22 protein-coding genes are annotated in these 26,905 nt (G+C 55.1%); 4 read left to right on the plus strand and 18 right to left on the minus strand.

Features of this window, described 5'->3' with window-relative positions:
- Nucleotides 1-61: 61 nt before the first annotated feature.
- From nuoN to lrhA, 14 genes are all read right to left on the minus strand, one after another.
- Entirely contained in the window at nt 62-1,519 is a 1,458-nt protein-coding gene (gene nuoN / locus SIK69_RS13010; RefSeq protein WP_319628851.1) for an NADH-quinone oxidoreductase subunit NuoN, read from the minus strand.
- Nucleotides 1,520-1,525: 6 nt separating this feature from the next.
- Nucleotides 1,526-3,055 (minus strand): NADH-quinone oxidoreductase subunit M, encoded by a 1,530-nt coding sequence (gene nuoM / locus SIK69_RS13015; RefSeq protein WP_319628850.1) that lies wholly within the window; start codon nt 3,053-3,055, stop codon nt 1,526-1,528.
- 179 nt (nt 3,056-3,234) lie between these two features.
- Nucleotides 3,235-5,076 (minus strand): NADH-quinone oxidoreductase subunit L, encoded by a 1,842-nt coding sequence (gene nuoL, locus SIK69_RS13020; protein WP_319786251.1) that lies wholly within the window; start codon nt 5,074-5,076, stop codon nt 3,235-3,237.
- On the minus strand, nt 5,073-5,375 hold the full coding sequence (nuoK, locus tag SIK69_RS13025) for an NADH-quinone oxidoreductase subunit NuoK (RefSeq protein WP_319628848.1): 303 nt from the start codon (nt 5,373-5,375) through the stop codon (nt 5,073-5,075). The genes nuoL and nuoK overlap by 4 nt, the downstream gene beginning before the upstream one ends.
- Nucleotides 5,372-5,926 (minus strand): NADH-quinone oxidoreductase subunit J, encoded by a 555-nt coding sequence (nuoJ, locus tag SIK69_RS13030; protein ID WP_319628847.1) that lies wholly within the window; start codon nt 5,924-5,926, stop codon nt 5,372-5,374. The genes nuoK and nuoJ overlap by 4 nt, the downstream gene beginning before the upstream one ends.
- A gap of 11 nt (nt 5,927-5,937) precedes the next feature.
- Entirely contained in the window at nt 5,938-6,480 is a 543-nt protein-coding gene (nuoI, locus tag SIK69_RS13035) for an NADH-quinone oxidoreductase subunit NuoI (RefSeq protein ID WP_015365590.1), read from the minus strand.
- Nucleotides 6,481-6,494: 14 nt separating this feature from the next.
- A complete protein-coding gene (gene nuoH / locus SIK69_RS13040; protein ID WP_319628846.1) occupies nt 6,495-7,472 on the minus strand; it encodes an NADH-quinone oxidoreductase subunit NuoH in 978 nt (325 codons plus the stop codon).
- Nucleotides 7,469-10,195, minus strand: coding sequence for an NADH-quinone oxidoreductase subunit NuoG (nuoG, locus tag SIK69_RS13045; protein ID WP_319786252.1), 2,727 nt, complete (start codon nt 10,193-10,195; stop codon nt 7,469-7,471). Before nuoG ends, nuoH begins: the two co-directional genes overlap by 4 nt.
- Nucleotides 10,196-10,252: 57 nt before the next feature.
- On the minus strand, nt 10,253-11,590 hold the full coding sequence (gene nuoF, locus SIK69_RS13050) for an NADH-quinone oxidoreductase subunit NuoF (RefSeq protein WP_319628844.1): 1,338 nt from the start codon (nt 11,588-11,590) through the stop codon (nt 10,253-10,255).
- Nucleotides 11,590-12,090: an NADH-quinone oxidoreductase subunit NuoE gene (gene nuoE, locus SIK69_RS13055; RefSeq protein WP_319628843.1), complete on the minus strand. Its 501-nt coding sequence runs from the start codon at nt 12,088-12,090 to the stop codon at nt 11,590-11,592. Before nuoE ends, nuoF begins: the two co-directional genes overlap by 1 nt.
- Before the next feature lie 2 nt (nt 12,091-12,092).
- Nucleotides 12,093-13,898: an NADH-quinone oxidoreductase subunit C/D gene (gene nuoC, locus SIK69_RS13060; protein ID WP_319628842.1), complete on the minus strand. Its 1,806-nt coding sequence runs from the start codon at nt 13,896-13,898 to the stop codon at nt 12,093-12,095.
- An 89-nt stretch (nt 13,899-13,987) separates the two neighbouring features.
- Nucleotides 13,988-14,662: an NADH-quinone oxidoreductase subunit NuoB gene (gene nuoB / locus SIK69_RS13065; protein WP_052284914.1), complete on the minus strand. Its 675-nt coding sequence runs from the start codon at nt 14,660-14,662 to the stop codon at nt 13,988-13,990.
- 15 nt (nt 14,663-14,677) lie between these two features.
- Nucleotides 14,678-15,124, minus strand: coding sequence for an NADH-quinone oxidoreductase subunit NuoA (nuoA, locus tag SIK69_RS13070; RefSeq protein WP_319628841.1), 447 nt, complete (start codon nt 15,122-15,124; stop codon nt 14,678-14,680).
- Nucleotides 15,125-15,751: 627 nt separating this feature from the next.
- Nucleotides 15,752-16,693, minus strand: coding sequence for a transcriptional regulator LrhA (lrhA, locus tag SIK69_RS13075; protein ID WP_319628840.1), 942 nt, complete (start codon nt 16,691-16,693; stop codon nt 15,752-15,754).
- Between the two features lie 797 nt (nt 16,694-17,490).
- On the opposite strand from lrhA, the gene alaA reads away from it, so the two are divergent.
- The gene (gene alaA / locus SIK69_RS13080; RefSeq protein WP_319786253.1) at nt 17,491-18,708 is read left to right on the plus strand and encodes an alanine transaminase AlaA; all 1,218 of its coding nucleotides are present in this window, start codon (nt 17,491-17,493) and stop codon (nt 18,706-18,708) included.
- An 81-nt stretch (nt 18,709-18,789) separates the two neighbouring features.
- Nucleotides 18,790-19,389 (plus strand): 5'-deoxynucleotidase, encoded by a 600-nt coding sequence (yfbR, locus tag SIK69_RS13085; protein ID WP_319628838.1) that lies wholly within the window; start codon nt 18,790-18,792, stop codon nt 19,387-19,389.
- Between the two features lie 72 nt (nt 19,390-19,461).
- Here yfbR and SIK69_RS13090 read toward each other — a convergent pair whose 3' ends face one another.
- The 4 genes from SIK69_RS13090 to yfbV all read right to left on the minus strand — a co-directional run bounded on the left by SIK69_RS13090 (nt 19,462) and on the right by yfbV (nt 23,071).
- A complete protein-coding gene (locus tag SIK69_RS13090; protein ID WP_319786254.1) occupies nt 19,462-21,288 on the minus strand; it encodes an SLC13 family permease in 1,827 nt (608 codons plus the stop codon).
- Between the two features lie 76 nt (nt 21,289-21,364).
- The gene (locus SIK69_RS13095) at nt 21,365-22,024 is read right to left on the minus strand and encodes a sugar phosphatase (RefSeq protein ID WP_319786255.1); all 660 of its coding nucleotides are present in this window, start codon (nt 22,022-22,024) and stop codon (nt 21,365-21,367) included.
- 11 nt (nt 22,025-22,035) lie between these two features.
- Nucleotides 22,036-22,530 carry a YfbU family protein gene (locus tag SIK69_RS13100; protein WP_319628835.1) on the minus strand — a complete coding sequence of 165 codons (495 nt, stop codon included), beginning with the start codon at nt 22,528-22,530 and terminating at the stop codon, nt 22,036-22,038.
- A gap of 85 nt (nt 22,531-22,615) precedes the next feature.
- The gene (gene yfbV / locus SIK69_RS13105) at nt 22,616-23,071 is read right to left on the minus strand and encodes a terminus macrodomain insulation protein YfbV (protein ID WP_319628834.1); all 456 of its coding nucleotides are present in this window, start codon (nt 23,069-23,071) and stop codon (nt 22,616-22,618) included.
- A gap of 338 nt (nt 23,072-23,409) precedes the next feature.
- Between yfbV and ackA the strand changes: the two genes are divergently transcribed.
- A complete protein-coding gene (gene ackA, locus SIK69_RS13110; RefSeq protein WP_319628833.1) occupies nt 23,410-24,612 on the plus strand; it encodes an acetate kinase in 1,203 nt (400 codons plus the stop codon).
- 76 nt (nt 24,613-24,688) lie between these two features.
- A complete protein-coding gene (pta, locus tag SIK69_RS13115) occupies nt 24,689-26,830 on the plus strand; it encodes a phosphate acetyltransferase (RefSeq protein ID WP_319628832.1) in 2,142 nt (713 codons plus the stop codon).
- Nucleotides 26,831-26,905: the final 75 nt, after the last annotated feature.

Consider the following 26,905-nt stretch of genomic DNA (forward strand, 5'->3'; position numbering starts at 1 on the left):
CCTCTCCCACAGGAGAGGGAGTACAAACAAAAACGGTAACCCTTGGGTTACCGTTTTTGTTTTACATCATTGGCATTGCCATCTGAACAATCGTTATCAGCGGCTGAGGATAGATACCGAGGATCAGCACCAGCAGTGCGGAAATCAGTACCACGATACCACCCGCGCTGTATTGCCAGTTTGATGGCGCATCGCGATTCAGCTGCTGTGGCGCTTCCAGATACAGACTTACCGCTACGCGCAGGTAGTAGTAGAGACCAATCGCGGAACCCACCACCACTGCCGCCGTCAGCCACCACAGGTGAGCCTGAACACCGACCGCCAGCACGTAGAACTTACCGATAAAGCCGAGCGTCATCGGGATACCGGCCAGAGACAGCATCATCACCGTCATAACGGCGGACAGGATCGGACGATGCCAGAACAACCCACGGTAGGAGTACAGAGAATCTGCATCCGGGCCACGGTACGGGCTCGACATCAGGCTGACCACGCCGAATGCGCCAAGGCTGCTGAACAGGTAACCGGCCAGATACACGCCAACGGTTTCCATGGACATCTTGCCACTGTGCAGCGCAATCAGTGCCACCAGCAGATAACCCAGGTGCGAGATGGAGGAGTAACCGAGCAGACGCTTGATATTGGTCTGGCTCAGGGCCATCAGGTTACCGAAGATGATGGAAACGAAGGCAATTACGCCCAGCACCACACGCACGGCTTCACTGTCGCCCACCGGGGCGTACAGGAACAGACGCATGACCACGCCAAAGATAGCGATTTTACTCGCGGTCGCCAGGAAGGTAGAGACCGGCGCAGGCGCACCCTGATACACGTCTGGCGTCCACAGGTGGAACGGCACCAGAGAAAGTTTAAAGCCGAGACCAACAATCATCAGACCCAGACCAGCCAGCAGCAGCGGCTCATGCAGCATGTTGTCGGCCAGTGCTTTACCCAGGGCCAGGAACGACAGGCTGCCGGAGTTCGCGTACACCAGCGCCATACCGAACAGCAGGAAGGAAGACGCTGCGGCAGACAGAATGGTGTATTTGATGCTGGCTTCCAGCGAGCGCTTCTGGCGGTAGGCATAACCAATGAGGCCGAACAGCGGCAGCGAGATAAGCTCGATCCCGAGGAACAGGGCCGCCATGTGGTTAGCGTTTGCCAGCAGAATGCCACCCAGGGCTGCAATCAGCACCAGCAGGTAGAACTCTTCTTTGTTGTCGTAGTAGCCCTCAAGCCACGGATAGGCAAAGGTACAGGTGGCGAGACTCGCCAGCAGCACCAGCCCGGTGTAAAGCATGGCATAACCATCGACGCGCATCAGCGGCGTCACGTCCATTGCACCCGCGTGACCTACGAACCAGAGCGACAGCAGGGCGACGTTCAGGCCGATAACCGACAGCGTGGCATTGAAGAAATGATTGCGTCGCCACGCAATGGAGAGCATCACAACCACCACCGTCAAGCCGACGATCAGCAGCGGTAGCAGTGCGATCAGTTGTTGTGGAGTTATTGTCATGGCGATTTACGGCCTTGTAGTAGAAACAGAATTAACAAACCACTGCTGGATATTGCCCATCGCAGCATGTGAGGTGTCGAGGATCGGCTGTGGGTAGAACCCGAGCAGAACCAGCAGCACCACTAACAGCAGGATGATAAACAGCTCGCGCAGCGACATCCCTGGCAGTTCTTTGGCCGCAATTTCGCTTTTCGCTTTACCGAAGTAAGCGCGATGCAGCATCGCCAGCGAGTAAACAGAGGCGAAGACCAGACCGAAGGTGGAAATCACGGTGATACCCGGCACTACGTGGAACGCGCCGAACAGGATCATGAATTCGCCGACGAAGTTACCGGTACCCGGCATCCCCAGCGTGGCCACTGCGAAGAACATCGACAGCGCAGGCAGCCATTTAATTTTGCTCCACAGGCCGCCCATCATACGCATGTCGCGGGTATGCAGACGCTCGTACAGCTGACCACACAGAATGAACAGACCCGCTGCGGACAGACCGTGCGCAATCATCTGAATCACTGCCCCCTGGTATGCCAGCTGGCTACCGGTGTAAATCGCGATCAGCACGAAGCCCATGTGCGACACGGAGGTGTAAGCAATCAGACGCTTGATGTCGTACTGAGTGAAGGCCATCCACGCGCCGTAGAAGATACCGATAACACCCAGCCACATGGCAATCGGTGCGAACTCGGCGGACGCGTTCGGGAACAGCGGCAGCGCGAAACGCAGCAGACCATAGGCTGCGGTTTTCAGCAAGATACCGGCCAGGTCAACCGAACCGGCGGTCGGTGCCTGGGAGTGCGCATCTGGCAGCCAGCCGTGCAGCGGAACCACCGGCATTTTCACCGCGAAGGCGATGAAGAAGCCAAGCATCAGCAGATATTCCACGTTGTGGGCCATCGGCGTTTTCAGCAGCTGCTCGTAGTTGAAGGTCCAGACGCCGGTCGCGTTGTAGTGTACGAACACCAGCGCCAGAATCGAAATCAACATCACCAGACCACTCGCCTGGGTATAGATGAAGAACTTGGTTGCCGCCGTGATACGCGTTTTACCGTCGGAGGCTTTGTGGCCCCACAGCGCGATCAGGAAGTACATCGGAACCAGCATCATCTCCCAGAAGAAGAAGAACAGGAACAGGTCGATGGCGAGGAACACGCCGATCACGCCGCCCAGGATCCACATCAGGTTGAGGTGGAAGAAGCCCTGGTATTTTTCAATTTCACGCCAGGAACAGAGCACTGCCAGCACGCCGAGCAGCCCGGTCAGCACCACCATCAGCAGCGACAGGCCGTCGATAGCGAGGTGAACCGTAATGCCAAAGCGTGGGATCCACGGCAGAATAAATTCAGACTGCCATTGCGGGATGCCAGCGGCTTGCGTCAGAGAATAACCGCCCTGCAACCACAGTTGCAGGGACAGGGCCAGCGTCAGTCCCATTGTAATCAGCGCAATCCAGCGCGGCATCTTCACGCCGAAGCGTTCGGTCTGCCAGCATAAGAAGCCGCCGATAAACGGGATTAGTATCAACCAGGGTAATAACATAGCTACGTATGTCCCTTATATTTACTCCTGCTCAGGCTATCTCGCTCGCCTGTACTTCAGGAACAGATTTTCAACGAATTCTAAAAATAACGTTGGGTCATTATGTCGGATGGCGACCTACGATTCTGTAGGCCCGGTAAGCGCAGCGCCACCGGGCAAAACAACCCCAATCCTCAAACTCAGCGCAACACCATCAGCAGCGCGAGTACAACCACCGCGCCAATGCTCATGGATGCCACATACCAGCGCAGATAACCGTTCTCGCTGACCAGCAAGCCTTTACCTGCAAAGCGGGAAAGAATGGCCGGGATATTCATCAGACTATTCAGCGGATCGCGTTTCAACAGCCACGCAATACCCAGATACGGTTTGACGAAAATCATGTCATACAGCCAGTCGAAGCCCCACGCGTTGTACCACCAGGTTCCGAGCAGACGGCCCGGCGCGCTGTTGGCAATCGCGGTAACCAGCGTACGTTTACCCAGCCACAGCCATGCGGCAATCAGAATGCCAGCAATCGCGACGATCCCGGAGGTAATTTCCAGCGTCAGCACGTGGCTATGTTCAAGTTCAGTGGTCTGCGGCAGGACGCCCTGCAACGGCGGCACAATCATCGCGCCCACAAAGGTGGACAGAATGAGCAGCACGATAAGCGGCAGGTGATGCGTAATCCCCTTCCCTGCGTGAGCATGAATCTGCTCTTTGCCGTGGAACACGATGAAGATCATGCGGAAGGTATACAGGGAAGTCATGAACGCCCCTACCAGACCCGCCACCATCAGATTGATGTGACCGTTCGCCATGGCTCCGGCAAGGATTTCATCTTTACTGAAGAAGCCTGCGGTAATCAGCGGCAGCGCAGACAGCGCGGCCCCCCCGACCAGGAAGCAGACATACACCAGCGGAATCGACTTACGCAGGCCGCCCATTTTGAAGATATTCTGCTCGTGATGGCACGCCAGGATAACCGAACCAGACGAGAGGAACAGCAGCGCTTTAAAGAACGCGTGCGTCATCAGATGGAAAATCGCTGCATCCCACGCCTGTACGCCCAGCGCCAGGAACATGTAACCAATCTGGCTCATGGTGGAGTAGGCAAGTACGCGTTTGATATCGGTTTGCACCAGCGCGGCAAAACCTGCCAGCACCAGGGTTACCGCCCCGATAATCCCCACCAGATGCAGAATTTCCGGCGTCATCAGGAACAGACCGTGAGTACGGGCAATCAGGTAGACACCCGCGGTGACCATGGTCGCGGCGTGGATCAGCGCTGAAACCGGCGTTGGGCCAGCCATTGCGTCCGCAAGCCAGGTCTGCAACGGCAGCTGTGCCGATTTACCGACCGCACCGCCCAACAGCATCAGCGTCGCCCAGGTCAACATGTTGTTGCCCGCTTCGAAGTGCTGAGGAGCCAGTTCAACCATTTCGCGGAAGTTCAGCGTGCCCAATTCGTTGTAGAGAATGAACAGCGCGAACGCGAGGAACACGTCACCGACACGGGTCACCACGAAGGCTTTCATCGCCGCAGCGCCATTCTTCGGATCGGTATAGTAGAAACCGATCAGCAGATAGGAGCACAGGCCTACGCCTTCCCAGCCCAGATACATCAGCAGCAGGTTATCACCCAGCACCAGCACCACCATGCTCGCGATGAACAGGTTGGTGTAGGCGAAGAAGCGGGAGTAACCCTCTTCCCCGCGCATATACCAGGAGGCGAACATGTGGATCAGGAAGCCAACACCGGTGACCACAGAGAGCATGGTCAGCGACAGGCCATCGAGCACCAGGTTAAAGCCAACGTTGAAATCACCGACCGACATCCAGTTCCACAGCGGAACGCTGACGGCCTGTTTGCCGTTGGCGAAGAAATCAGCGCCAACATAGGCGGTGACCAGCGCTGCTAAGCCGACAGACCCCATACCGATGGTAGCGGAAACGTTTTCCGACCAGCGGCCACGGGAGAAGGAGAGCAGCAGGAAGCCAATCAATGGCAAAATAATGGTTAAGGCAAGCATGTTCATCCACGCAACTCACTTACTGAATCGATGTTCAGGTTCTGGCGGCGACGGTGGAGCTGCAGCAGCAGCGCCAGGCCAATACTCGCCTCCGCAGCCGCGAGGCTGATAGCGAGGATATACATCACCTGACCGTCGGTCTGGCCCCAGTAGCTGCCCGCAACCACAAAGGCCAGCGCGGCGGCGTTAATCATGATTTCCAGACCGATCAACATAAACAGCATGTTGCGGCGGATAACCAGACAGGTCAGACCGAGAACGAAGAGGATCGCGGCGAGGATCAGTCCATGTGTTAAGGGGATCATGCTTGCTCCTCCGGTTTTCTTTTCGCGCTATCGTTCACACGGTTGCTCAGCACTTCCCCGGCACGATCTTCACGTCCCAGATGGAAGGCTACCACCAGGCCCGCCAGCAGCAGCATGGAGGCCAGCTCCACCGCCAGTACGTACGGACCAAACAGAGCGATACCCACTTCTTTCGCGCCGATGGCGTTGCCGTCGATGCCCTGGTCGCTAACGCCCAGGATACCGTAAACAATCACCGCCAGCAGAACCACGGACAGTACGCCAGGCCCAATCCACACCTGCGGCTTCAGCCACTGACGTTCCTGCTCGATTTCGGCTCCGCCCAGGTTGAGCATCATTACCACGAACACGAACAGCACCATGATGGCCCCAGCGTAGACGATTATCTCCAGCGCACCGGCGAAGTACGCGCCGAGCGAAAAGAACACCCCGGCAATCGCCAGCAGGGAGATAATCAGGTACAGCAGCGCATGCACCGGATTGGTGTGCGTGATGACCCGCAGCGTGGCCAGGATGGCGACCAGACCACAAATATAAAATGCGAATTCCATTGCCCCTCTCCTTACGGTAACAGGCTCTTGACGTCGATAGGCTTGGCTTCGTTCTCTGCTTCGCCCTTATCTTTGCCGTCGATTGCCATACCCGCCATCCGGTAGAAGTTATATTCCGGGTATTTGCCCGGACCGGAAATCAGCAGATCCTCTTTCTCGTACACCAGATCCTGACGCTTGTATTCACCCAGTTCGAAATCCGGGGTCAACTGAATCGCCGTGGTCGGGCACGCTTCTTCACACAGACCGCAGAAAATGCAGCGTGAGAAGTTAATGCGGAAAAACTCTGGATACCAGCGGCCATCTTTGGTCTCTGCTTTTTGCAAAGAGATACAACCAACCGGACAGGCTACCGCACACAGGTTACAGGCTACGCAACGCTCTTCCCCGTCCGGATCGCGCGTCAGCACGATACGGCCACGGTAGCGCGGCGGCAGATAAACCGGCTCTTCCGGATACATCTGCGTTTCGCGTTTGGCGAACGCATGCATCCCGATCATGCAGATACTGCGAACCTGGGTGCCAAAGCCCACTAATAATTCTTTTAAGGTCATGGTCTATTCGCCCCTTATTGCGCCTGCCAAAGAATGACAGCCGCCGTTACCAACAAGTTGATCAGCGTCAGCGGCAGGCAGACTTTCCAGCCGAAGGACATCACCTGGTCATAACGCGGACGCGGCAATGCAGCACGGATCAAAATGAACATCATCATGAAGAACGCGGTTTTCAGCGCGAACCAGATGAACGGTGGTAAGAACGGACCCTGCCAGCCACCGAAGAACAGCGTCACGATCAGCGCTGAAACGGTGACAATACCGATATATTCACCGACGAAGAACAGACCGAACTTCATGCCGGAATATTCAATGTGGTAACCGTCGGCCAGTTCCTGCTCCGCTTCCGGCTGGTCAAACGGGTGACGGTGACAAACCGCAACGCCCGCGATAGCGAAAGTGATGAAGCCGAAGAATTGCGGAATCACGTTCCACAGATGCGCCTGGTTATTGACGATATCGGTCATGTTGAAGGAGCCTGCCTGTGCTACGACGCCCATCAGCGACAGGCCGAGGAACACTTCGTAGCTCAGGGTCTGAGCAGACGCACGCATTGCGCCGAGCAGTGAGTATTTGTTGTTACTCGACCAGCCCGCGAACAGTACGGCATAAACCGCCAGGCCTGCCATCATCAGGAAGAACAGGATACCGATGTTGAGGTCAGCGACCACCCAGGTCGGACTGACCGGGACAATGGCGAACGACAGCAGCAAAGAGGTGAACGCGATTACCGGTGCAAGGGTAAAGATAACCTTGTCGGTAAATTTCGGAACCCAGTCCTCTTTGAAGAACATCTTGATCATGTCTGCCACCAGCTGGAGTGAACCACCCCAGCCTACGCGGTTCGGTCCATAACGGTTCTGGAACAGACCGAGCAGACGACGTTCACCAAAGCTCATGAACGCCCCGCAGGTGACAACCACCAGCAGAATAACAACCGCTTTCAGGATGCTTAACAGAATGTCGATAACATCCGGTGTTAACCAACTCATGCTTTCGCCTCCTGCAGATTTTCAATATGCGCACCCGCCAGTACTGGCGCAATACCTGGCATCCCCATTGGCAGACCGACCTGCCCTGCTGTCAGTGCGTCGGAAAGCACCAGCGGCAGGTTGAGGGTCTGACCGTCGTAGCTGATGGCCAACTGCGCACCCGCGTTAACGCCAAGCTTCGCAGCATCGGCCGGGTTAAGCTTGATGTACGGCTGAGGCATACGTTGCTGGAAGATAGGCGAACGCTGTGACAGTTCGTCACTCCCGAACAGGTGATAGTACGGTGCGATACGCCACTGACCGTCCTGCGCTTCGAAGCTCGCCGGAACATGGTCAAAGTAAGCCAGACCGTTTTCAGAGGCTTCAATCAGACGCACTCCCGGATCGCCGTTACGCAGATGTCCACCCACTTCCGCCTGGAACTTGTTCCATGCCTGCGGGGAGTTCCAGCCTGGAGCCCACGCAAATGGAATTTGCGACCGGGCGGCGGTTGGCTGGTTGTTCCCTTCCATTGAGAAGGCGAACATGGTGTCTTTATCCTGCGGCTGACGCGGTTCGTGTACGCTGATATTCGCGCGCATGGCGGTACGACCGCTGGAGCGAATAGGCGAACGGGCCAGCTTCTGACCACGAATACGGAACGAGGCATCCGGGGCCGCATCTTTGATGCCAGCCAGCTGCGGCAGCGCAGCCACGGCAGCGTCAATCACGTGATCCAGCTGCGTCCAGTCCACTTCACGGCTTTCCAGGGTGCTGTGCAGAGAGTGCAGCCAGCGCCAGCTTTCCAGCATGATGACGTTGCGGTCGTAGTAAGCCGGGTCGTAAACCTGGAAGAAACGCTGGGCGCGGCCTTCGTTGTTAATCACGGTGCCGTCGCTTTCCGCGAAGCTCGCGGCGGACAGCACCAGATGGGCTTTGTCCATGATAGCGGTACGCTGATGGTCGATAACCATCACCAGTGGCGCTTTAGACAGCGCAGCATCAACGCGGGCGGCAGAAGCGTGACGGTGCAGATCGTTTTCCAGCACCACTACCGCATCGGCAGAACCGCTTTCCAGTTCGTCAAGGGCTTCTTCCAGCGAGCCACCGCCAATCATGCCGAGGCCAACGCTGTTCACCGCGCGGGCAATCATGGTCACGCCGACGTCTGCGCCACGGCCCTTCAGGGCTTTGGCCACGTTGGCTGCGGCCTGAATGATTTCAGCGCTACCGGAGTTGGTGCCGGAAATAATCAGCGGTTTTTTCGCACCGGCCAGAGCCTGCACGATCACGTCCACTTTACCTTTCAGGTCATTGCTCAGGCCGTCTACCGCTGGGGCACTGTCATCCAGTGCATGGGCGATGGCGAAGCCTAAACGCGCCTGATCTTCTACCGGAGCGCAGTAGGTCCACGCCGCGATGTCGTCCAGACGCGTGTTGTCGACATTGGTCACGAACAGCGGATGTTTCGCACGCTGACCGATGTTGAGGATTGCCGCAATCTGCCAGTCAGCCACTTTCTGTGCCGCGGACATTTCACGTGCTTTCCCTTTCACCGCCTGGCGAACCGCCAGCGCAACGCGCGCGCCGGTCTGGGTGATGTCTTCCCCGAGAACCAGTACCGCATCATAAGATTCGATATCACGCAGCGCAGGGGTGTGAATCCCGCCTTCGCGCAACACTCTCAGGGCCAGCTGCAGACGTTCCTGCTCGCCTTTGGCGATACCGGTATAGAAGTTCTCTGCCCCGACCAGCTCACGCAGCGCGAAGTTGCTTTCCACGCTCGCACGCGGAGAACCGATGCCGATAACTTTCTTCGATTGGCGCAGAATATCGGCCGCGCCCTGCATCGCCTGTTCGGCGTTGAGGGTGATGTAGTCATCGCCACGACGTTGAACCGGCTGACGTGGACGGTCTTTCAGGTTCACGTAACCGTAACCGAAACGACCCCGGTCGCAGAGGAAGTAGTGGTTTACGGTCCCGTTGTAACGGTTTTCGATACGACGCAGTTCGCCGTAGCGCTCACCCGGACTGGTGTTACAACCCAGAGAACACTGCTGGCAGATGCTTGGCGCAAACTGCATATCCCACTTACGGTTATAGCGCTCGGAGTGGGTTTTGTCGGTGAAAACGCCGGTTGGGCAGATTTCAACGAGGTTACCGGAGAATTCGCTCTCCAGCGTGCCATCTTCCGGACGACCGAAGTAGACGTTGTCGTGCGCGCCGTACACACCCAAATCGGTGCCGTCAGCGTAATCTTTGTAGTAACGCACGCAGCGGTAGCAGGCGATGCAGCGGTTCATCTCGTGAGAGATGAACGGCCCCAGATCCTGATTGCGGTGGGTACGTTTAGTGAAACGATAGCGACGGAAGCTGTGACCGGTCATGACGGTCATATCCTGCAAGTGGCAGTTGCCGCCTTCTTCACAGACCGGACAGTCGTGCGGGTGGTTGGTCATCAACCATTCCACAACGCTTTCACGGAACTGTTTCGCTTCGTCGTCATCAATAGAGATAAAGGTGCCATCGGATGCCGGAGTCATACAGGACATCACCAGGCGGCCACGCGTGTCTTCCGCGTTTTGATATTGCTTCACCGCGCACTGGCGGCAGGCACCAACGCTTCCCAGCGCCGGATGCCAGCAAAAATAGGGAATATCAAGGCCATGAGAGAGGCAAGCCTGTAACAGGTTGTCCGCTCCGTTGACCTCGTATTCTTTGCCGTCTACATGAATCGTAGCCATTAGCGTGCTTCCAGTTGGCCCCATCGAAACGGGGCGTTAATCAAAATTCTTAGGTCGTTACCAGCGTGCTTTAAGCAGGTTAGGCTGAATACCACCAATCGCGTGGGTATTACTGCTCGGCTGCTTGATGCCTGCTTCGAATTCGTCGCGGAAATACTTAATCGCGCTCTGCAGCGGCTCGACCGCGCCTGGCGCATGCGCACAGAAGGTCTTGCCCGGCCCGAGGAATCGACACAGTTGCTCAAGTGTCTCGATATCGCCCGGCTGGCCTTCACCACGCTCGATAGCACGCAGAATTTTTACGCTCCACGGCAGACCATCACGGCAGGGCGTACACCAGCCGCAGGATTCGCGGGCGAAGAACTCTTCGAGGTTACGCACCAGACCCACCATGCCAATTTCATGGTCAACGGCCATCGCCAGCGCAGTACCCAGACGGCTACCCGCTTTGCCGATGCTTTCAAATTCCATCGGTAAGTCGAGGTGCGCTTCGGTCAGGAAGTCGGTCCCTGCCCCGCCCGGCTGCCAGGCTTTAAATTTAAAGCCATCGCGCATACCGCCCGCGTAATCTTCCAGAATTTCACGCGCGGTGGTGCCAAACGGCAGCTCCCAGACGCCTGGATTCTTCACGCGGCCAGAGAAGCCCATCAGCTTGGTGCCCGCATCTTTGCTTTTCGAGATGTTCTGGTACCACTCCACGCCGTTGGCGAGGATGGCCGGGACGTTGCACAGGGTTTCTACGTTGTTGACGCAGGTCGGCTTACCCCACACGCCGGAGCTCGCCGGGAACGGCGGCTTGGAACGCGGGTTGGCACGGCGGCCTTCAAGGGAGTTAATCAGCGCGGTTTCTTCCCCGCAGATGTAACGCCCTGCACCGGTGTGCACGATCAGTTCGAAGTCGAAACCGGAACCGAGAATGTTTTTCCCGAGCAGACCGGCTTCAGTCGCTTCGGCAATCGCACGACGCAGGTGAACCGCCGCTTCGATATATTCGCCACGCAGGAAGATGTAACCGCGATAGGCTTTCAGCGCGAACGCCGAAATCAGCATGCCCTCCACCAGCAGGTGCGGCAGCTGTTCCATCAGCAGGCGGTCTTTATAGGTGCCCGGCTCCATTTCATCGGCGTTACACAGCAGGTAACGGATGTTCATGGATTCGTCTTTCGGCATCAGGCTCCACTTCAAACCGGTAGAGAAGCCCGCGCCGCCACGGCCTTTCAGCCCGGCGTCTTTGACCTGATTGACGATGTCGTCAGGTGCCATGCCACCGAGCGCTTTACGCGCCCCGGCGTAGCCATTTTTCGCCTGATATTCGTCAAGCCAGACCGGCTGTTTATCCTCGCGCAGACGCCAGGTCAGCGGATGCGTCTCAGGAGTCAGGATAATATCTTTCATTATTTGTACTGCTCCAGCAGGTCAGGAATCGCTTCCGGCGTCAGATGGCTGTGAGTGTCCTCATCAATCATCATGGTCGGCCCCTTGTCGCAGTTGCCCAGACAGCAGGTTGGCAGCAGGGTGAATCGACCATCAAAAGTGGTCTGGCCCGGCTTGATATTCAGCTTCGCTTCGATAGCGGACTGAATGCCCTGATAACCCGTGATATGGCACACCACGCTGTCGCAGTAGCGGATCACGTGGCGACCTACCGGCTGACGGAAGATTTGGCTGTAGAACGTGGCCACGCCTTCGACATCGCTTGCCGGGATACCCAGCACGTCGGCGATGGCATAAATCGCCCCATCCGGCACCCAGCCGCGCTGTTTCTGAACAATCTTCAGCGCTTCAATGGACGCCGCACGCGGGTCTTCGTAGTGATGCTTTTCGTGCTCGATAGCGTCACGCTCGGCCGCACTCAGCTCAAAAGCCTCGGTTTGTGGTTGTTGATTCTCGTGCATAATTAGCGGTCCACATCTGACATAACAAAATCGATACTACCCAGATAAACGATCAGGTCGGATACCAGGCTTCCGCGGATCGCCGCCGGGATCTGCTGCAGGTGCGCATAGCTCGGCGTACGGATACGGGTGCGGTAGCTCATGGTGCTGCCGTCGCTTGTCAGGTAGTAACTGTTGATGCCCTTGGTCGCCTCAATCATCTGGAAGGATTCGTTGGCCGGCATAACCGGTCCCCAGGAAACCTGCAGGAAGTGAGTGATCAGGGTTTCGATATGCTGCAGCGTGCGCTCTTTCGGTGGCGGCGTGGTCAGCGGGTGATCCGCTTTGAACGGGCCTTCCGGCATGTTCTTCAGACACTGCTCAAGAATGCGCAGGCTCTGGCGCAGCTCTTCCACCTTCAGCATCACGCGGGTGTAGCAGTCGGATACACCACCGCCCACCGGGATTTCGAAGTCGAAGTTTTCATAACCAGAGTACGGACGCGCCTTACGGATATCGAAGTCGATCCCGGTAGCACGCAGGCCAGCCCCCGTGGTGCCCCACTCCAGCGCTTCTTTCGCGGTGTAAGCGGCAACGCCCTGAGAACGACCTTTCAGAATGGAGTTACGCAGCGCGGCTTTCTCGTAAGACGCCAGACGTTTCGGCATCCAGTCGAGGAATTCACGCAGCAGACGATCCCAGCCACGCGGCAGGTCGTGCGCGACGCCGCCGATGCGGAACCACGCCGGGTGCATACGGAAACCGGTGATCGCTTCGACCAGATCGTAGATTTTCTGACGGTCGGTAAAGGCGAAGAATACCGGCGTCATGGCACCGACGTCCTGAATGAAGGTCGAGATGTACAGCAGGTGGCTGTTGATACGGAACAGCTCAGAGAGCATGACGCGGATAACGTCGACGCGCTCAGGCACTTTAATGCCTGCCAGTTTTTCAACTGCCAGCACGTATGGCATTTCGTTCACGCAGCCGCCGAGATACTCGATACGGTCAGTGTACGGAATGTAGCTGTGCCAGGACTGACGCTCGCCCATTTTCTCAGCACCACGGTGGTGATAGCCGATATCAGGCACGCAGTCGACGATTTCTTCGCCATCCAGCTGCAGGATGATACGGAACGCACCGTGTGCGGATGGGTGGTTAGGACCGAGGTTGAGGAACATGAAGTCCTCGTTCTCGCTGCTGCGCTTCATGCCCCACTCTTCCGGCTTGAAGGTCAGTGCTTCCATCTCCAGATCCTGTTTAGCTTTGGTCAGCTCAAACGGATCGAATTCGGTGGCGCGCGCAGGGTAGTCTTTACGCAGCGGGTGCCCTTCCCAGGTATCCGGCATCATGATGCGACGCAGATTCGGGTGGCCCTGGATGTTGATGCCAAACATTTCCCAGGTTTCACGCTCATACCAGTTGGCGTTCGGGAAGAGTTTGGTCAGCGTCGGCACATTCAGATCGTTCTCAGACAACGCCACCTTGAGCATGATGTCGCGGTTGCGGTCGATAGAAATCAGATGGTAGAAAACGGAAAAATCCGCGGCGGGTAACCCGTCACGGTGAGTGCGCAGACGCTCGTCCATGCCGTGTAAATCAAACAGCATGACGTAAGGTTTCGGCAATTTCTTGAGGAAATCGACCACTTCCAGTAACTGTTCACGCTTAACCCAAACAACAGGTACCCCGGTGCGGGTCGGCTGAACGGTAAAGGCATCCGGCCCAAAACGGTTGCGCAGTTCGCCAATCACCGGGTCGTCGAGATGATCCCGGGTCTGCCATGCGGCGGCTTCATGCGCGGTTAAATCGGTCATATTGTTCACCATTGCAAAAGTTCCGTGGTGACTGTTGGGCGTGGCTCCGCGCTATTAATTTTGATATGCGAAGGCTTAGTCCACTGCCCACAGGCGCAAAGTTAAATCTCGTCGGGTGACCGCAGATTCGTCACAGCAATACGTTCGCCGCGTTTACGCTCGCGCTCAGATTGCATATTGGCGCGATACACGCCCTGATCGCCAACCACCCAGGAGAGCGGACGACGTTCTTTACCGATGGATTCCTGCAGCAGCATCAGAGCCTGCATGTAGGCTTCCGGACGCGGCGGGCAGCCAGGGATGTAAACATCGACCGGGATAAACTTATCGACGCCCTGCACAACAGAGTAAATGTCGTACATGCCGCCAGAGTTTGCACAGGCACCCATGGAAATAACCCACTTCGGCTCCAGCATCTGATCGTACAGGCGCTGAATAACCGGGGCCATTTTGGTGAAGCAGGTTCCTGCCACGACCATCAGATCGGCCTGACGCGGGGAAGCACGCAGTACCTCTGCGCCAAAACGCGCAACGTCATGCACCGCAGTGAATGACGTCACCATTTCAACGTAGCAGCAGGAAAGGCCGAAGTTGTAAGGCCAGATTGAGTTCTTGCGACCCCAGTTGACCATGTCATGCAGGGCATGCTCGAGCTTGCCCATGTACACGCTTTTGTTTACTTCCTGCTCAAGAGGGTCGGTTACGATCTCCTGTTTCTGCAGGGGGTAACGGTCGTTCTCACCGTTAGGATCTATGCGGGTGAGCGTATAATCCATCTTATTGCCTCGCTTTTACTGCGTATGACGATTAGTAGTACTGTCGGTTTCCGGGTTGACCAGCGTGCGACGGGAACGCGCAGGCGTCCAGTCCAGTGCGCCGATGCGGACGAGGTAAACCAGGCCTGCCAGTAACACTAAAATGAAAATTGCGGCTTCCACAAAGCCCACCCATCCGCTTTCGCGAATCGACGTAGACCATGCGTAAAGGTAAAGGGCTTCCACGTCGAAGATGACGAAGAACATGGCGACCAGGTAGAACTTCGCCGAGAGACGTAAGCGAGCTGTGCCCACAGAGTCGATACCCGACTCGAACGGGGTGTTCTTGCTACGCGCGCGTGCGCGACCGCCGAGATACCAACCGCCAACAAGCATCAGACAGCAGAGGCCGATGGCAATGATGAGAAATATAGCGAATGCCCAGTGATGAGCGATGACTTCAGTGGATGTTGACATACGCATTGCTTAACCAAAATAAGTAGCGCTGAACTCTGCTCTGGCAGGCAGATGAACGCCACATGATTCATGGGGAGGAATTAAAAAACCACAAAAAGTGTGCCACAAATAGGCTTAAACGTCTAAATGATGTGGTTTTTTACTCCTTTCTATAACCTTTTGTCAACTTTAACAAAAGTTTCCTCACATTAATTTACACCGAACACCTTTCATTAACATTAAATGCCCTTTAGCCTTTTCGACGCGAAAAAACAGTGAGGATTTACGGTTGGTGAATCGTGTCCGTCTGAGGCTTAAACACGAATTACCCTGCTATTTTGACAGGAATCGCCTGCGATTCCTCCCCCCATTGGGGAGTATTTTCTTGATCTGAGACACGCTTTTGTTAATTCACACTGAAAAACGGCAACAATACAGCCGTTTTTTTAACATTAGCAGGAAGTGGGAAGTTGTCAGGGTAAAGAAAGGCAAAATATGACGGGTTAAGATTAACTCATTGAAAAACAAAAATAATAGGCAGACTACCAATAAAGGTGATTGCTCTTTGTTCAAAAAAAAGGCCGCAGAGCATAATTTATGCATCAGCGGCCTTTTTTTACACTTACAAATTGTTACCAGATTGCGACAGCTTGCTTACTCTAAATCCTTCTCAGCAATAAGGGTATCGTCTCCCCCTTCGGAGGTATACACCCCGTACTGATACCAGGGATTATTGACACTGTCGAGAGACTGAAAAATGGCCTGCACCAGCTCATTCGAATTCTGGCTGTTGCACGTTAAGAGATACTCGGTGTCAGGCAATTGCGGTAAACCGTCACTTTTACCCAATACGCGCAGTTCGGGGCTCATCATCTCTACCGGTCGCGCCGTAACGCCTAATCCCGCTTTTACCGCCGCACGCACCGCAGAAAGCGTTGAGGCAACATAGGCCAGACGCCACGGTATATGCGCTGCATTCAGGGTATCAATAATCATGTCGCGGAATGGGCTGGGATCGTCGAGCAGCACCAACGGGACCGCTTCGCCAGGGGGCAGCAGGTAATCCGCCGCGCAATACCAGAGCGTTGGCGAGACGCGCAATGAAATCGATTCGAACTGCACCAGACGATGCGTGGTTAACACCAAATCCACTTCGCCGGTCTGGAGCATGTCACCCATTTCAGCATGACGTTTAACCCGGACATCAAGCGCCAGTTTCGGATACACCGAAGCGATGCGATTGAGCAGAAAAGGCAGGATCGTATCGGCAGATTCGTCAGACGAGCCGATAGTCAACATCCCCTGCAACGAGCTAAACATCAGCGAGGTACAGGCTTCATCATTGAAGCGTAAAATTTTACGGGCATAGCCCAACAGCTGAATACCGTGTTCGGTGAGCAGTTTATTACGCCCGTGACGAGCGAATAGCTCTTTGCCGACCAACTGTTCAAGTCGCTGCATTTGCTGGCTTACCGCCGACTGAGTCCGGCATACGGCAACCGCCGCAGCGGCAAAAGTGTTCAGATCAGCGACTGCAACGAACGTTCTCAGCAGATCGAGATCGAGATTTAATATCGGACGATTTGCGTTAATCATATTTATTCACTTACAGGTTGCTTGTGCTGACCTGCCCGGTTTTGCTTACACCTGAAAATGAGTTAATTATTTCAGGTGCTTTATGTGAGATCTTTCAAAAAAAACTGTTACTTTCATTCTGAGTTGATGAAGCACAGTCAGTAATAATGTCAAATTTGAAACAGGGTTCCGATCTGACAAAAATACAAGTAATAACAAAAGGTTATATTGTTTTAGCAAGCTAAATCATCACTTTACGCAAGATAGCTGAGCATGCTGTCCGGGGTATCCTACCGTAAAAACATTATACTTATAAGTGTTATTAAGCTTTATCTTACATAATTTTTTAATAGAAATTGGCTATTCTGGAATAAATTAACAAACAGAAGAGATAACTTTGCAATTAATGAAAAATTAGAATTGTTTAAATATGATTTCATTAACAAAACTTAACAATGCGTTCACAGTCAGCCGTAATAAGTATCATGCAAACGATAGCAGCAGGCGACCTTACAGCATCTCATTTTTCACCACACGACCCAATGAGCCAAACAGTAGAGTTGTCGGCCACAGAATTTACTTTAGTTAATAATTCACACTCAGCCATAAATAACGACATTTATCACCACACCTCATCACAAACATGGTGATTTAGGCAGACGAAGCGGCCCATTGCCAGACAAACAGATCGCATATTCATCATCTATTGTGCAAAATATTGTCCTGCCAACCCTTCAAAATACCCCGGATGGGGAGTACCTTATTCCGTGCTGACTTCCACGGCAGGGAGTGGCGAACTAGCGAAAAGGTCAAGATTCATGTCCCCCATCGAAAAATCCAGCAAATTAGAGAATGTCTGTTACGACATCCGTGGCCCGGTACTTAAAGAAGCTAAGCGTCTTGAAGAAGAAGGCAACAAGGTTCTTAAGCTGAACATTGGCAACCCTGCTCCGTTCGGTTTTGATGCGCCTGACGAAATTCTCGTCGATGTCATCCGCAATCTTCCAACCGCCCAAGGCTACTGCGATTCCAAAGGCCTGTATTCGGCACGCAAGGCCATCATGCAGCACTACCAGGCGCGTGAAATGCGCGACGTGACGGTGGAAGACATCTACATCGGCAACGGTGTGTCTGAGCTTATCGTCCAGGCAATGCAGGCGCTGCTTAACAGCGGCGATGAAATGCTGGTTCCGGCTCCGGATTACCCGCTGTGGACAGCGGCAGTCTCGCTCTCGAGCGGAAAAGCGGTGCATTATCTTTGTGATGAATCGGCTGGCTGGTTCCCTGACCTGGACGACATTCGCAGCAAAATCACCCCGCGCACCCGTGGGATTGTGATCATTAACCCGAATAACCCGACCGGCGCGGTGTACTCCAAAGAGCTGCTGCTGGAAATCGTCGAAATCGCTCGTCAGAACAACCTGATTATTTTTGCCGACGAAATCTACGACAAGATTCTGTATGACGAAGCCCAGCATCATTCGATTGCCGCCCTGGCTCCCGATCTGCTGACCGTCACCTTTAATGGCCTGTCCAAAACCTATCGCGTTGCGGGCTTCCGTCAGGGCTGGATGGTGCTGAACGGGCCGAAGAAACACGCAAAAGGCTATATCGAAGGTCTGGAAATGCTGGCCTCTATGCGTTTATGCGCCAACGTACCGGCTCAGCACGCGATCCAGACCGCACTCGGCGGCTATCAAAGCATCAGCGAATTTATCGCGCCGGGCGGACGGTTGTACGAACAGCGTAATCGCGCGTGGGAGCTGATCAACGACATTCCAGGCGTGAGCTGCGTGAAGCCGAACGGCGCGCTGTACATGTTCCCGAAGATCGACAGCAAGCGTTTTAACATTCACGACGACCAGAAAATGGTGCTCGATTTCCTGCTGCAAGAAAAAGTGCTGCTGGTTCAGGGCACGGCCTTCAACTGGCCATGGCCGGATCACGTGCGTATCGTTACCCTGCCTCGTCTGGATGACCTTGAAATGTCTATCTCACGCTTTGGCCGCTTCCTGTCGGGCTACCGCCAGGCCTAACGCCGCCGACCGCCGGGGTTTGCATCCGGCGGTCAACTCAGCGCACAATGGGTGACCTGCTGTTACGCACCAAGGAACCCCATGAGCCAGAGCCATTTCTTTGCCCACCTTTCCCGTCTAAAGTTAATCAACCGCTGGCCGCTGATGCGCAACGTGCGCACCGAGAACGTCTCCGAACACAGTTTGCAGGTGGCCATGGTCGCTCACGCCCTGGCGGCGATTAAAAACCGCAAGTTCAATGGTAACGTGAACGCGGAACGTATTGCCTTGCTGGCGATGTATCACGACGCTTCAGAAGTGCTGACCGGCGACCTGCCAACACCGGTGAAATATTTCAATTCGCAGATTGCCCAGGAATATAAAGCTATCGAAAAAATTGCTCAGCAGAAATTGGTTGATATGGTGCCGGAAGAACTGCGCGATATCTTTGCCCCGCTGATCGATGAGCATCAGTACAGCGAAGAAGAAAGGCTGCTGGTGAAACAGGCCGATGCGCTGTGTGCGTATCTGAAATGTCTGGAAGAGCTGTCGGCGGGAAACAACGAATTTCTGCTGGCAAAGGGACGACTGGAAAAAACCCTCGAATCACGTCGCAGCCCGGAGATGGATTATTTCATGCAGGTGTTTGTGCCAAGTTTCCAGCTGTCACTGGATGAGATAAGCCAGGACTCGCCGCTTTAACTTTTGAGCTGCCCGGCGGCGCGTCGCTTGCAGTGCCTAAACCTGTAGCGCTCGCATCGCCGGGGACACAAATTAAAACGGGAACAGCACCGGGATCAGCACCACGCACACCGCCATTACCAGCACGGTAAACGGCACGCCAATCTTCACGAAATCGCTGAAGGTGTATTTTCCTGGCCCTAGCACCAGGGTGTTCACCGGCGACGACACCGGGGTCATAAACGCAGCCGAAGCGGCCATGGCGACCATCATTGCGAACGGATATGGCGACACGCCCATTGATTTGGCGGCTGCCAGCGCGATCGGGGCCATCAGTACCGCAGTCGCCGTATTGGAAATAAACAGGCCAATCGTGGCGCACATCACGAACAGACAAATCAGCATCAGGTAAGGCCCCTGCGCGCCGCCGACTTCCATCAGCCCTTTCACCACCAAATCGACGCCACCGGTTTTTTGCAACGCATGTGCAAACGGCATCATCCCAACGATGAGAATAATACTCGGCCAGTGGATGGCTTTATAGGCACTTTCGGCATTGATACAGCGGAATTTGCCCATCAGCAGACAGGCAATAATGGCGGCAATCGGGTTAGGAATTTCATCGGTCAGCATCAGCGCCACCATCAGCACCAGGCAAAATATCGCATGGGGTGCCTGGCTATGGGCCGGGGAAGCGTCGTTAACTTCAATCGGCATGTTGAGCACCACGACATCACGCCCGCGCTGGGAAAGTAGCGCTATCTGCTTCCAGTTGCCGACCACCAGCAGGATGTCACCAAGCTCGATAGCCAAATCCACCACTGAACCCTCTACCGCTTTACCGTCGCGTTTCATCCCCACTACGTTCAGGCCAAAACGGCTGCGAAACTCCATTTCACGCACCGTTTTACCCACCAGCTCCGAATCAGGGATAAGCGATACCTCGGCCATTCCCACATCCAGCGCCTGATCGGAGAAATACTCTCCGCGCAGCACCATCGGCTCTAGCAACTGTTCACTACAGAACTGGCGCAGATCAACGTCTGCGGAAGACATATCAATCAACAGAACGTCACGCGCATGGAATTCCGAGACACCGTTCACGTTGACGATCACCCGACGAAAACGCCGCCAGCGCTCCACGCCTATCACGTTAGCACCGTACTTCTCGCGCAGCTTGAGATCGTCCAGACGCTGACCAATCAACGGTGAACCCGGGCGAATTGCCAGACGGCGCGCCCGGCCGTTCAGACGGTATTCTTTAATTAGATCGCGGAAGGTGCGACGCTTATCCGTCTTGAGCGGGTCTTCATTGCCCGGCAGCATAAAGCGCATCAGCAGCATGTAGCCGATCCCCAGCACCAGCACCACCAGACCAATCGGCGTCACGCTGAAAAAGCTGAATCCGTCGAGCCCTTCGCGCAACAGTTCGCTGTTAATAACCAGATTCGGCGGGGTGGCGACCAGAGTCATCATGCCGCTGATAAGCCCGGCAAAGCTCAACGGCATCATCAGTCGCGACGGCGAGGTGTTCATCCGCATACACACGCTCAGCACCACCGGAATGAAGATCGCGACCACGCCGGTCGAACTCATGAACGCCCCGAGCCCTGCCACCGTCAGCATCAGGAATACCAGCATTTTGATTTCGCTGTTACCCGCCACTTTGACCAGCCACGTGCCCATGCTGGTGGCGACCCCGGTGCGCACCAACCCGTCGCCGATGATAAATAGCGCGGCGATGAGGATAACGTTCGGATCGCTAAAGCCGGAAAAGGCTTCGCTTAAGGAGAGCGTGCCGCTAAGCACGAAGGCAACAATAACCAGCAAGGCGACGGCATCCATGCGCACTTTGCCAGTGGCAAACAGCAGCACTGCCACCGCCAGCAGGCACAGTACCCAAATCAGTTCACCGTTCATAACATGTCCTTGTCAGAAGAGAGAGTGAGTAGTCTGGCATAAAAAAGCCCCGCCGAAGCGAGGCTATATCATGCATTTAGTCTTTCAGGCGTACGGCAACATTCCCGTCAGGCTGCCGGGTGACGTCCAGCGCTTCCAGAGTGGTGAGCACGTAATCCGCCTCGTTCAGGCGCGGTGCATCGGCAGGAACGTTAACGGCGATGACATGACAGCCCGCCGCCAGACCCGACAACATGCCAGCAGCGGCATCTTCAACCACCGCACATTCCGCAGGGGCAAACCCTAAAAGCTTAGCCCCGAGCAGATACGCATCCGGCTCCGGCTTGCCGCGCTTGACCTGCTCGGCGGTCACAAACACTTTTGCTTCCGGCAAACCCGCCGCACGATGCCGGGCATGGGCGATAGGCACCGTACCCGAGGTCACAATAGCCCACGGGATCCCTGACTCATCCAGATGATTAAGCAGCGCGACGGCACCTGGCAAGGCGGTTACCCCTTCCAGATCCTGCGCTTCAACCTGCTCAAGCCAGGCAAATTCAGCCTGGATCTCTGCCTCGGTTTTAGTCGCGAGGAAGTGACGCAGCGAGGTAATCGCCTGTTTACCATGAATGAAATTCAGCACCTCGTCATGGCTCAGGTCATGGCGATCGGCCCAGCGACACCAGGAGCGCTCCACCACTGGCAGTGAATCGACCAGCGTCCCATCGAGGTCAAACAAAAAGCCTTTGCACTGCACGGCGGCCTCCATCAGGCGTTGATAATCTGATTAATTTCGTTGCTGCTCAGATGATACTGACGCGGGCATGCGTGCCATGCGCCCAGCATACGCTGGTATTTTTCCCACATTGGGGTCTGCGCGTTGAAGCCGTGGGTGCCCGCATCAAAATGGGTATAACGGCCTTCGGTGTTGACCATAAAGCGCACGTAGCCAAGATAACGAGCTTCCGTTGCAGCGTCGAAACCGAGGAAGGTGACACGGCGTTCATCAATGGTATTGGCGTCTTTCTGGTTGGTCCAGGACACGTGCAGAGCGTGGTACATCTCCATGATATCGATGATAGTGCGGCAGGTTTCTTCGGTCAGTTGGCCGAATTCGCGGTCCAGCTCGCGCATTTGCAGGCCATAGCCACGCTCGATGATGGTTTGCAGGCGGCGATAGCGCTCTGCGTTGTCGGGATCCATCATGGTCATCATTTTGTACTGATTAGACAAAATCAGACGTTGCGCGTTGGTCATTTCCATTTTTCGACTCCTGTTGCACTTACGGCAAGAAAAAAGAGGGCTTACAAACTGTATGCCCTCTTTTATATGCGTTTTTGATGGTTAATTACAAATCATCAAGGAAAGTTTTATCCAGTTGTTTGAAGGCGCGCTTAAGCGTGTCAGCTAATGCCTGATAATCCGGTTTGCCTTCCACCGGGGTCAGCGCCTGGCCGGACTCCTGCAATTTTCCGCGTACTTCATAGAACCAACTCAGAATGGTCGGCGGTAAAGGCGTCACCGAACGTTTACCAAGCCACCACATGCCCTGCATCGGCAGACTCAGCGCAAACAGCGCGGTCGCGACGGCTGGGCCAAGCTGGCCGCCAAGGGCGATTTGCCAGCACAGTGTAAATACTGCCAGCGGGGGCATAATGCGAATGGCATAGCGCGTGGCGCGGATCACGCGGTTCTCAACAAACACGGGAGCAAGGCGCTTTTCTAACGGCCACGTCTTAGCGTAATGCTGCCCACGGCCAAACAAACTCAAAAAGTTAACCGGGCGGTTCTCGGGTGTCGACATGGCGTTACCTCAACTTCACAGATAAAAAATCAAAATTTCGTGCAAAACAACAACTATGCATGACAACGTTCAAAACATTTTGGCAATAACGGCGGCATTCAGGTATCCTGTGCGGCCTGAGATGGGCGTAGACCCGTTCTCGTGATTCGTCAAATTATTGCACATTCTTCCATTGGATGAAAATTGTGCAAAACTGAATCCTGAAACACCCGATTTTTCTTCGTCATGCCAGAAAATGTATCAGGCATGATGTTAATCATAAATGTCAGCGTCATCATGCGCTACGCTCTTTGACTCACTGACGTTTTTTTAGCCACATAAGATTAATAGGTACTTCCATGTCGAGTAAGTTAGTACTGGTTCTGAACTGCGGTAGCTCCTCACTGAAATTCGCCGTTATTGATGCGGTAAACGGTGAAGAATACCTCTCTGGTTTAGCCGAATGTTTCCATCTCCCAGAAGCACGTATCAAGTGGAAAATGGATGGCGGCAAACAAGAAGCGGCTTTAGGTGCAGGCGCCGCTCACAGTGAAGCGCTTAACTTTATCGTTAACACTATTCTGGCACAAAAACCAGAACTGTCAGCCCAGCTGACTGCCATCGGCCACCGTGTTGTTCACGGCGGCGAGAAGTACACTGGCTCCGTGGTTATCGACGATTCCGTTATTCAGGGTATCAAAGATGCAGCCTCTTTTGCACCGCTGCACAACCCTGCGCACCTGATTGGTATCGCGGAAGCGCTGAAATCCTTCCCGAATCTGAAGGACAAAAACGTCGCTGTCTTCGACACCGCGTTCCATCAGACCATGCCAGAAGAATCATACCTGTATGCTCTCCCATACAGCCTGTACAAAGAACACGGCGTTCGTCGCTACGGCGCACACGGCACCAGCCACTTCTTCGTGACTCAGGAAGCCGCTAAAGTTCTGAACAAACCGGTTGAAGAACTGAACATCATCACTTGCCACTTGGGCAACGGTGGTTCCGTTTCTGCTATTCGTAACGGCGAATGTGTTGATACCTCCATGGGTCTGACCCCGCTGGAAGGCCTGGTAATGGGCACCCGTTCTGGTGACATCGATCCGGCTATCATCTTCCATCTGCACGACACCCTGGGCATGAGCGTTGATGCTATCAACAAAATGCTGACCAAAGAGTCTGGCCTGCTGGGCCTGACCGAAGTCACCAGCGACTGCCGTTATGTTGAAGACAACTACGAAACCAAAGCTGACGCTAAACGTGCAATGGACGTTTACTGCCACCGTCTGGCGAAATACATCGGTTCTTACACCGCGCTGATGGATGGTCGTCTGGACGCAGTCGTGTTCACCGGTGGTATCGGCGAAAACGCCGCAATGGTTCGCGAACTGTCCCTGAGTAAACTGGGCGTTCTGGGCTTCGACGTTGATCATGAGCGCAACCTGGCTGCCCGCTTCGGCAAGTCTGGCTTCATCAACAAAGAAGGCACCCGCCCTGCCCTGGTCATTCCGACCAATGAAGAATTGGTTATCGCACAAGACGCAGCTCGTCTGACTGCCTGATTCCACACCGCCAGCCTAGCTGGCGGTGCTGTTTTGTCACCCGCCAACCCTTGGCGGTAACGAAAGAGGATAAACCGTGTCCCGTACAATTATGCTGATCCCTACCGGAACCAGCGTCGGCCTGACCAGCGTCAGCCTTGGCGTTATCCGAGCTATGGAACGCAAAGGCGTTCGTCTGAGCGTCTTTAAGCCAATCGCGCAGCCGCGTGCTGGTGGCGATGCGCCAGACCAGACCACGACTATCGTCCGTGCTAACTCCAATCTGCCAGCGGCTGAACCGCTGAAGATGAGCCACGTTGAGTCTCTGCTCTCCAGCAACCAGAAAGACGTGCTGATGGAAGAGATCATCGCCAACTACCACGCTAACGCTCAGGATGCTGAAGTAGTGCTGGTTGAAGGCCTGGTCCCAACCCGTAAGCATCAGTTCGCGACCTCCCTGAACTACGAGATTGCCAAGACCCTGAACGCGGAAATCGTGTTCGTGATGTCTCAGGGCACCGACACTCAGGAACAGCTGAAAGAACGCATCGAACTGACCCGCAGCAGCTTCGGCGGCGCGAAAAACACCAACATCACCGGCGTTATCGTTAACAAACTGAACGCACCGGTTGATGATCAGGGCCGTACTCGTCCTGACCTGTCTGAAATTTTCGATGACTCTTCCCGTGCGAAAGTCGTGAAAATCGATCCGGCAGAACTCGCTGCCTCCAGCCCGCTGCCAATGCTCGGCGCGGTGCCATGGAGCTTCGACCTGATTGCGACCCGTGCCATCGACATGGCGCGTCACCTGAATGCCACCATCGTTAACGAAGGTGACATCAACACCCGTCGTGTGAAGTCTGTGACCTTCTGTGCGCGTAGCATTCCGCACATGCTGGAACACTTCCGTGCAGGTTCCCTGCTGGTGACCTCTGCTGACCGTCCTGACGTGCTGGTTGCCGCGTGCCTGGCAGCGATGAACGGCGTTGAGATCGGCGCTATTCTGCTGACCGGTGCTTACGAAATGGATGCACGCGTGAGCAAGCTGTGTGAACGTGCGTTTGCGACTGGCCTGCCGGTATTCATGGTAAACACCAACACCTGGCAGACCTCCCTCAGCCTGCAGAGCTTCAACCTTGAAGTGCCGGCTGACGACCACGCGCGTATCGAAAAAGTGCAGGAGTATGTGGCCAGCCACATCGATGCTAGTTGGATCGAGTCCCTGACCGCGACCTCCGAGCGCAGCCGTCGTCTGTCTCCGCCAGCCTTCCGCTACCAGCTGACCGAGCTGGCGCGTAAAGCCGGCAAACGCGTGGTTCTGCCAGAAGGCGACGAACCGCGTACCGTGAAAGCGGCTGCCATCTGTGCAGAACGCGGCATCGCAACCTGTGTGCTGCTGGGTAATCCAGAAGCCATTAACCGCGTTGCAGCAGACCAGGGTGTTGAACTGGGCGCTGGCATCGAAATCGTCGATCCTGATGTGGTACGTGAAAGCTACGTAGCTCGCCTGGTCGAACTGCGTAAGAGCAAGGGCATGACCGAAGCCGTCGCTCGCGAACAGCTGGAAGACAACGTCGTACTTGGCACTATGATGCTCGAGCAGGACGAAGTTGACGGTCTGGTTTCTGGCGCGGTTCACACCACTGCCAATACCATCCGTCCACCGCTGCAGCTGATCAAAACCGCACCGAACAGTTCGCTGGTTTCTTCTGTGTTCTTCATGCTGCTGCCGGAACAGGTTTACGTTTACGGTGACTGTGCGATCAACCCGGATCCGACCGCTGAACAGCTGGCCGAAATCGCTATCCAGTCTGCAGATTCTGCGGCTGCATTCGGTATCGACCCACGCGTGGCGATGCTCTCCTACTCCACCGGCACCTCCGGCCAGGGCAGCGACGTTGAGAAAGTGCGTGAAGCCACCCGTATCGCGCAGGAAAAACGTCCGGACCTGGTTATCGATGGCCCGCTGCAGTATGACGCCGCCGTGATGGCTGACGTTGCGAAATCCAAAGCGCCGAACTCGCCGGTTGCAGGTCGCGCTACCGTGTTCATCTTCCCTGATCTGAACACCGGTAACACCACCTACAAAGCGGTACAGCGTTCAGCAGACCTGATCTCCATCGGGCCAATGCTGCAAGGTATGCGCAAACCAGTGAACGACCTGTCTCGTGGCGCGCTGGTAGACGACATCGTCTACACCATCGCTCTGACCGCGATCCAGTCTTCCCAGCAGGATTAATCCTCGCGGGTTCACTGAAATGTTAAAGGCAGCCAAATGGCTGCCTTTTTTAATGACTAAATTTATAATGGCTAG

This window comes from Scandinavium lactucae (assembly GCF_033843265.1).
Classification (GTDB): Bacteria; Pseudomonadota; Gammaproteobacteria; order Enterobacterales; family Enterobacteriaceae; genus Scandinavium; species Scandinavium lactucae.

Coding starts and splice junctions, on each gene's coding strand:
- nuoM (WP_319628850.1), bottom strand. CDS start 3,055: ATGTTATTACCCTGGTTGATACTAATCCCGTTTATCGGCGGCTTCTTA.
- SIK69_RS13100 (WP_319628835.1), bottom strand. CDS start 22,530: ATGGAAATGACCAACGCGCAACGTCTGATTTTGTCTAATCAGTACAAA.
- yfbV (WP_319628834.1), bottom strand. CDS start 23,071: ATGTCGACACCCGAGAACCGCCCGGTTAACTTTTTGAGTTTGTTTGGC.
- nuoB (WP_052284914.1), bottom strand. CDS start 14,662: ATGGATTATACGCTCACCCGCATAGATCCTAACGGTGAGAACGACCGT.
- nuoG (WP_319786252.1), bottom strand. CDS start 10,195: ATGGCTACGATTCATGTAGACGGCAAAGAATACGAGGTCAACGGAGCG.
- nuoC (WP_319628842.1), bottom strand. CDS start 13,898: ATGGTGAACAATATGACCGATTTAACCGCGCATGAAGCCGCCGCATGG.
- nuoK (WP_319628848.1), bottom strand. CDS start 5,375: ATGATCCCCTTAACACATGGACTGATCCTCGCCGCGATCCTCTTCGTT.
- nuoA (WP_319628841.1), bottom strand. CDS start 15,124: ATGCGTATGTCAACATCCACTGAAGTCATCGCTCATCACTGGGCATTC.
- nuoN (WP_319628851.1), bottom strand. CDS start 1,519: ATGACAATAACTCCACAACAACTGATCGCACTGCTACCGCTGCTGATC.
- alaA (WP_319786253.1), top strand. CDS start 17,491: ATGTCCCCCATCGAAAAATCCAGCAAATTAGAGAATGTCTGTTACGAC.
- nuoJ (WP_319628847.1), bottom strand. CDS start 5,926: ATGGAATTCGCATTTTATATTTGTGGTCTGGTCGCCATCCTGGCCACG.
- nuoI (WP_015365590.1), bottom strand. CDS start 6,480: ATGACCTTAAAAGAATTATTAGTGGGCTTTGGCACCCAGGTTCGCAGT.
- nuoF (WP_319628844.1), bottom strand. CDS start 11,590: ATGAAAGATATTATCCTGACTCCTGAGACGCATCCGCTGACCTGGCGT.
- yfbR (WP_319628838.1), top strand. CDS start 18,790: ATGAGCCAGAGCCATTTCTTTGCCCACCTTTCCCGTCTAAAGTTAATC.
- lrhA (WP_319628840.1), bottom strand. CDS start 16,693: ATGATTAACGCAAATCGTCCGATATTAAATCTCGATCTCGATCTGCTG.
- ackA (WP_319628833.1), top strand. CDS start 23,410: ATGTCGAGTAAGTTAGTACTGGTTCTGAACTGCGGTAGCTCCTCACTG.
- nuoE (WP_319628843.1), bottom strand. CDS start 12,090: ATGCACGAGAATCAACAACCACAAACCGAGGCTTTTGAGCTGAGTGCG.
- SIK69_RS13090 (WP_319786254.1), bottom strand. CDS start 21,288: ATGAACGGTGAACTGATTTGGGTACTGTGCCTGCTGGCGGTGGCAGTG.
- nuoH (WP_319628846.1), bottom strand. CDS start 7,472: ATGAGTTGGTTAACACCGGATGTTATCGACATTCTGTTAAGCATCCTG.
- nuoL (WP_319786251.1), bottom strand. CDS start 5,076: ATGAACATGCTTGCCTTAACCATTATTTTGCCATTGATTGGCTTCCTG.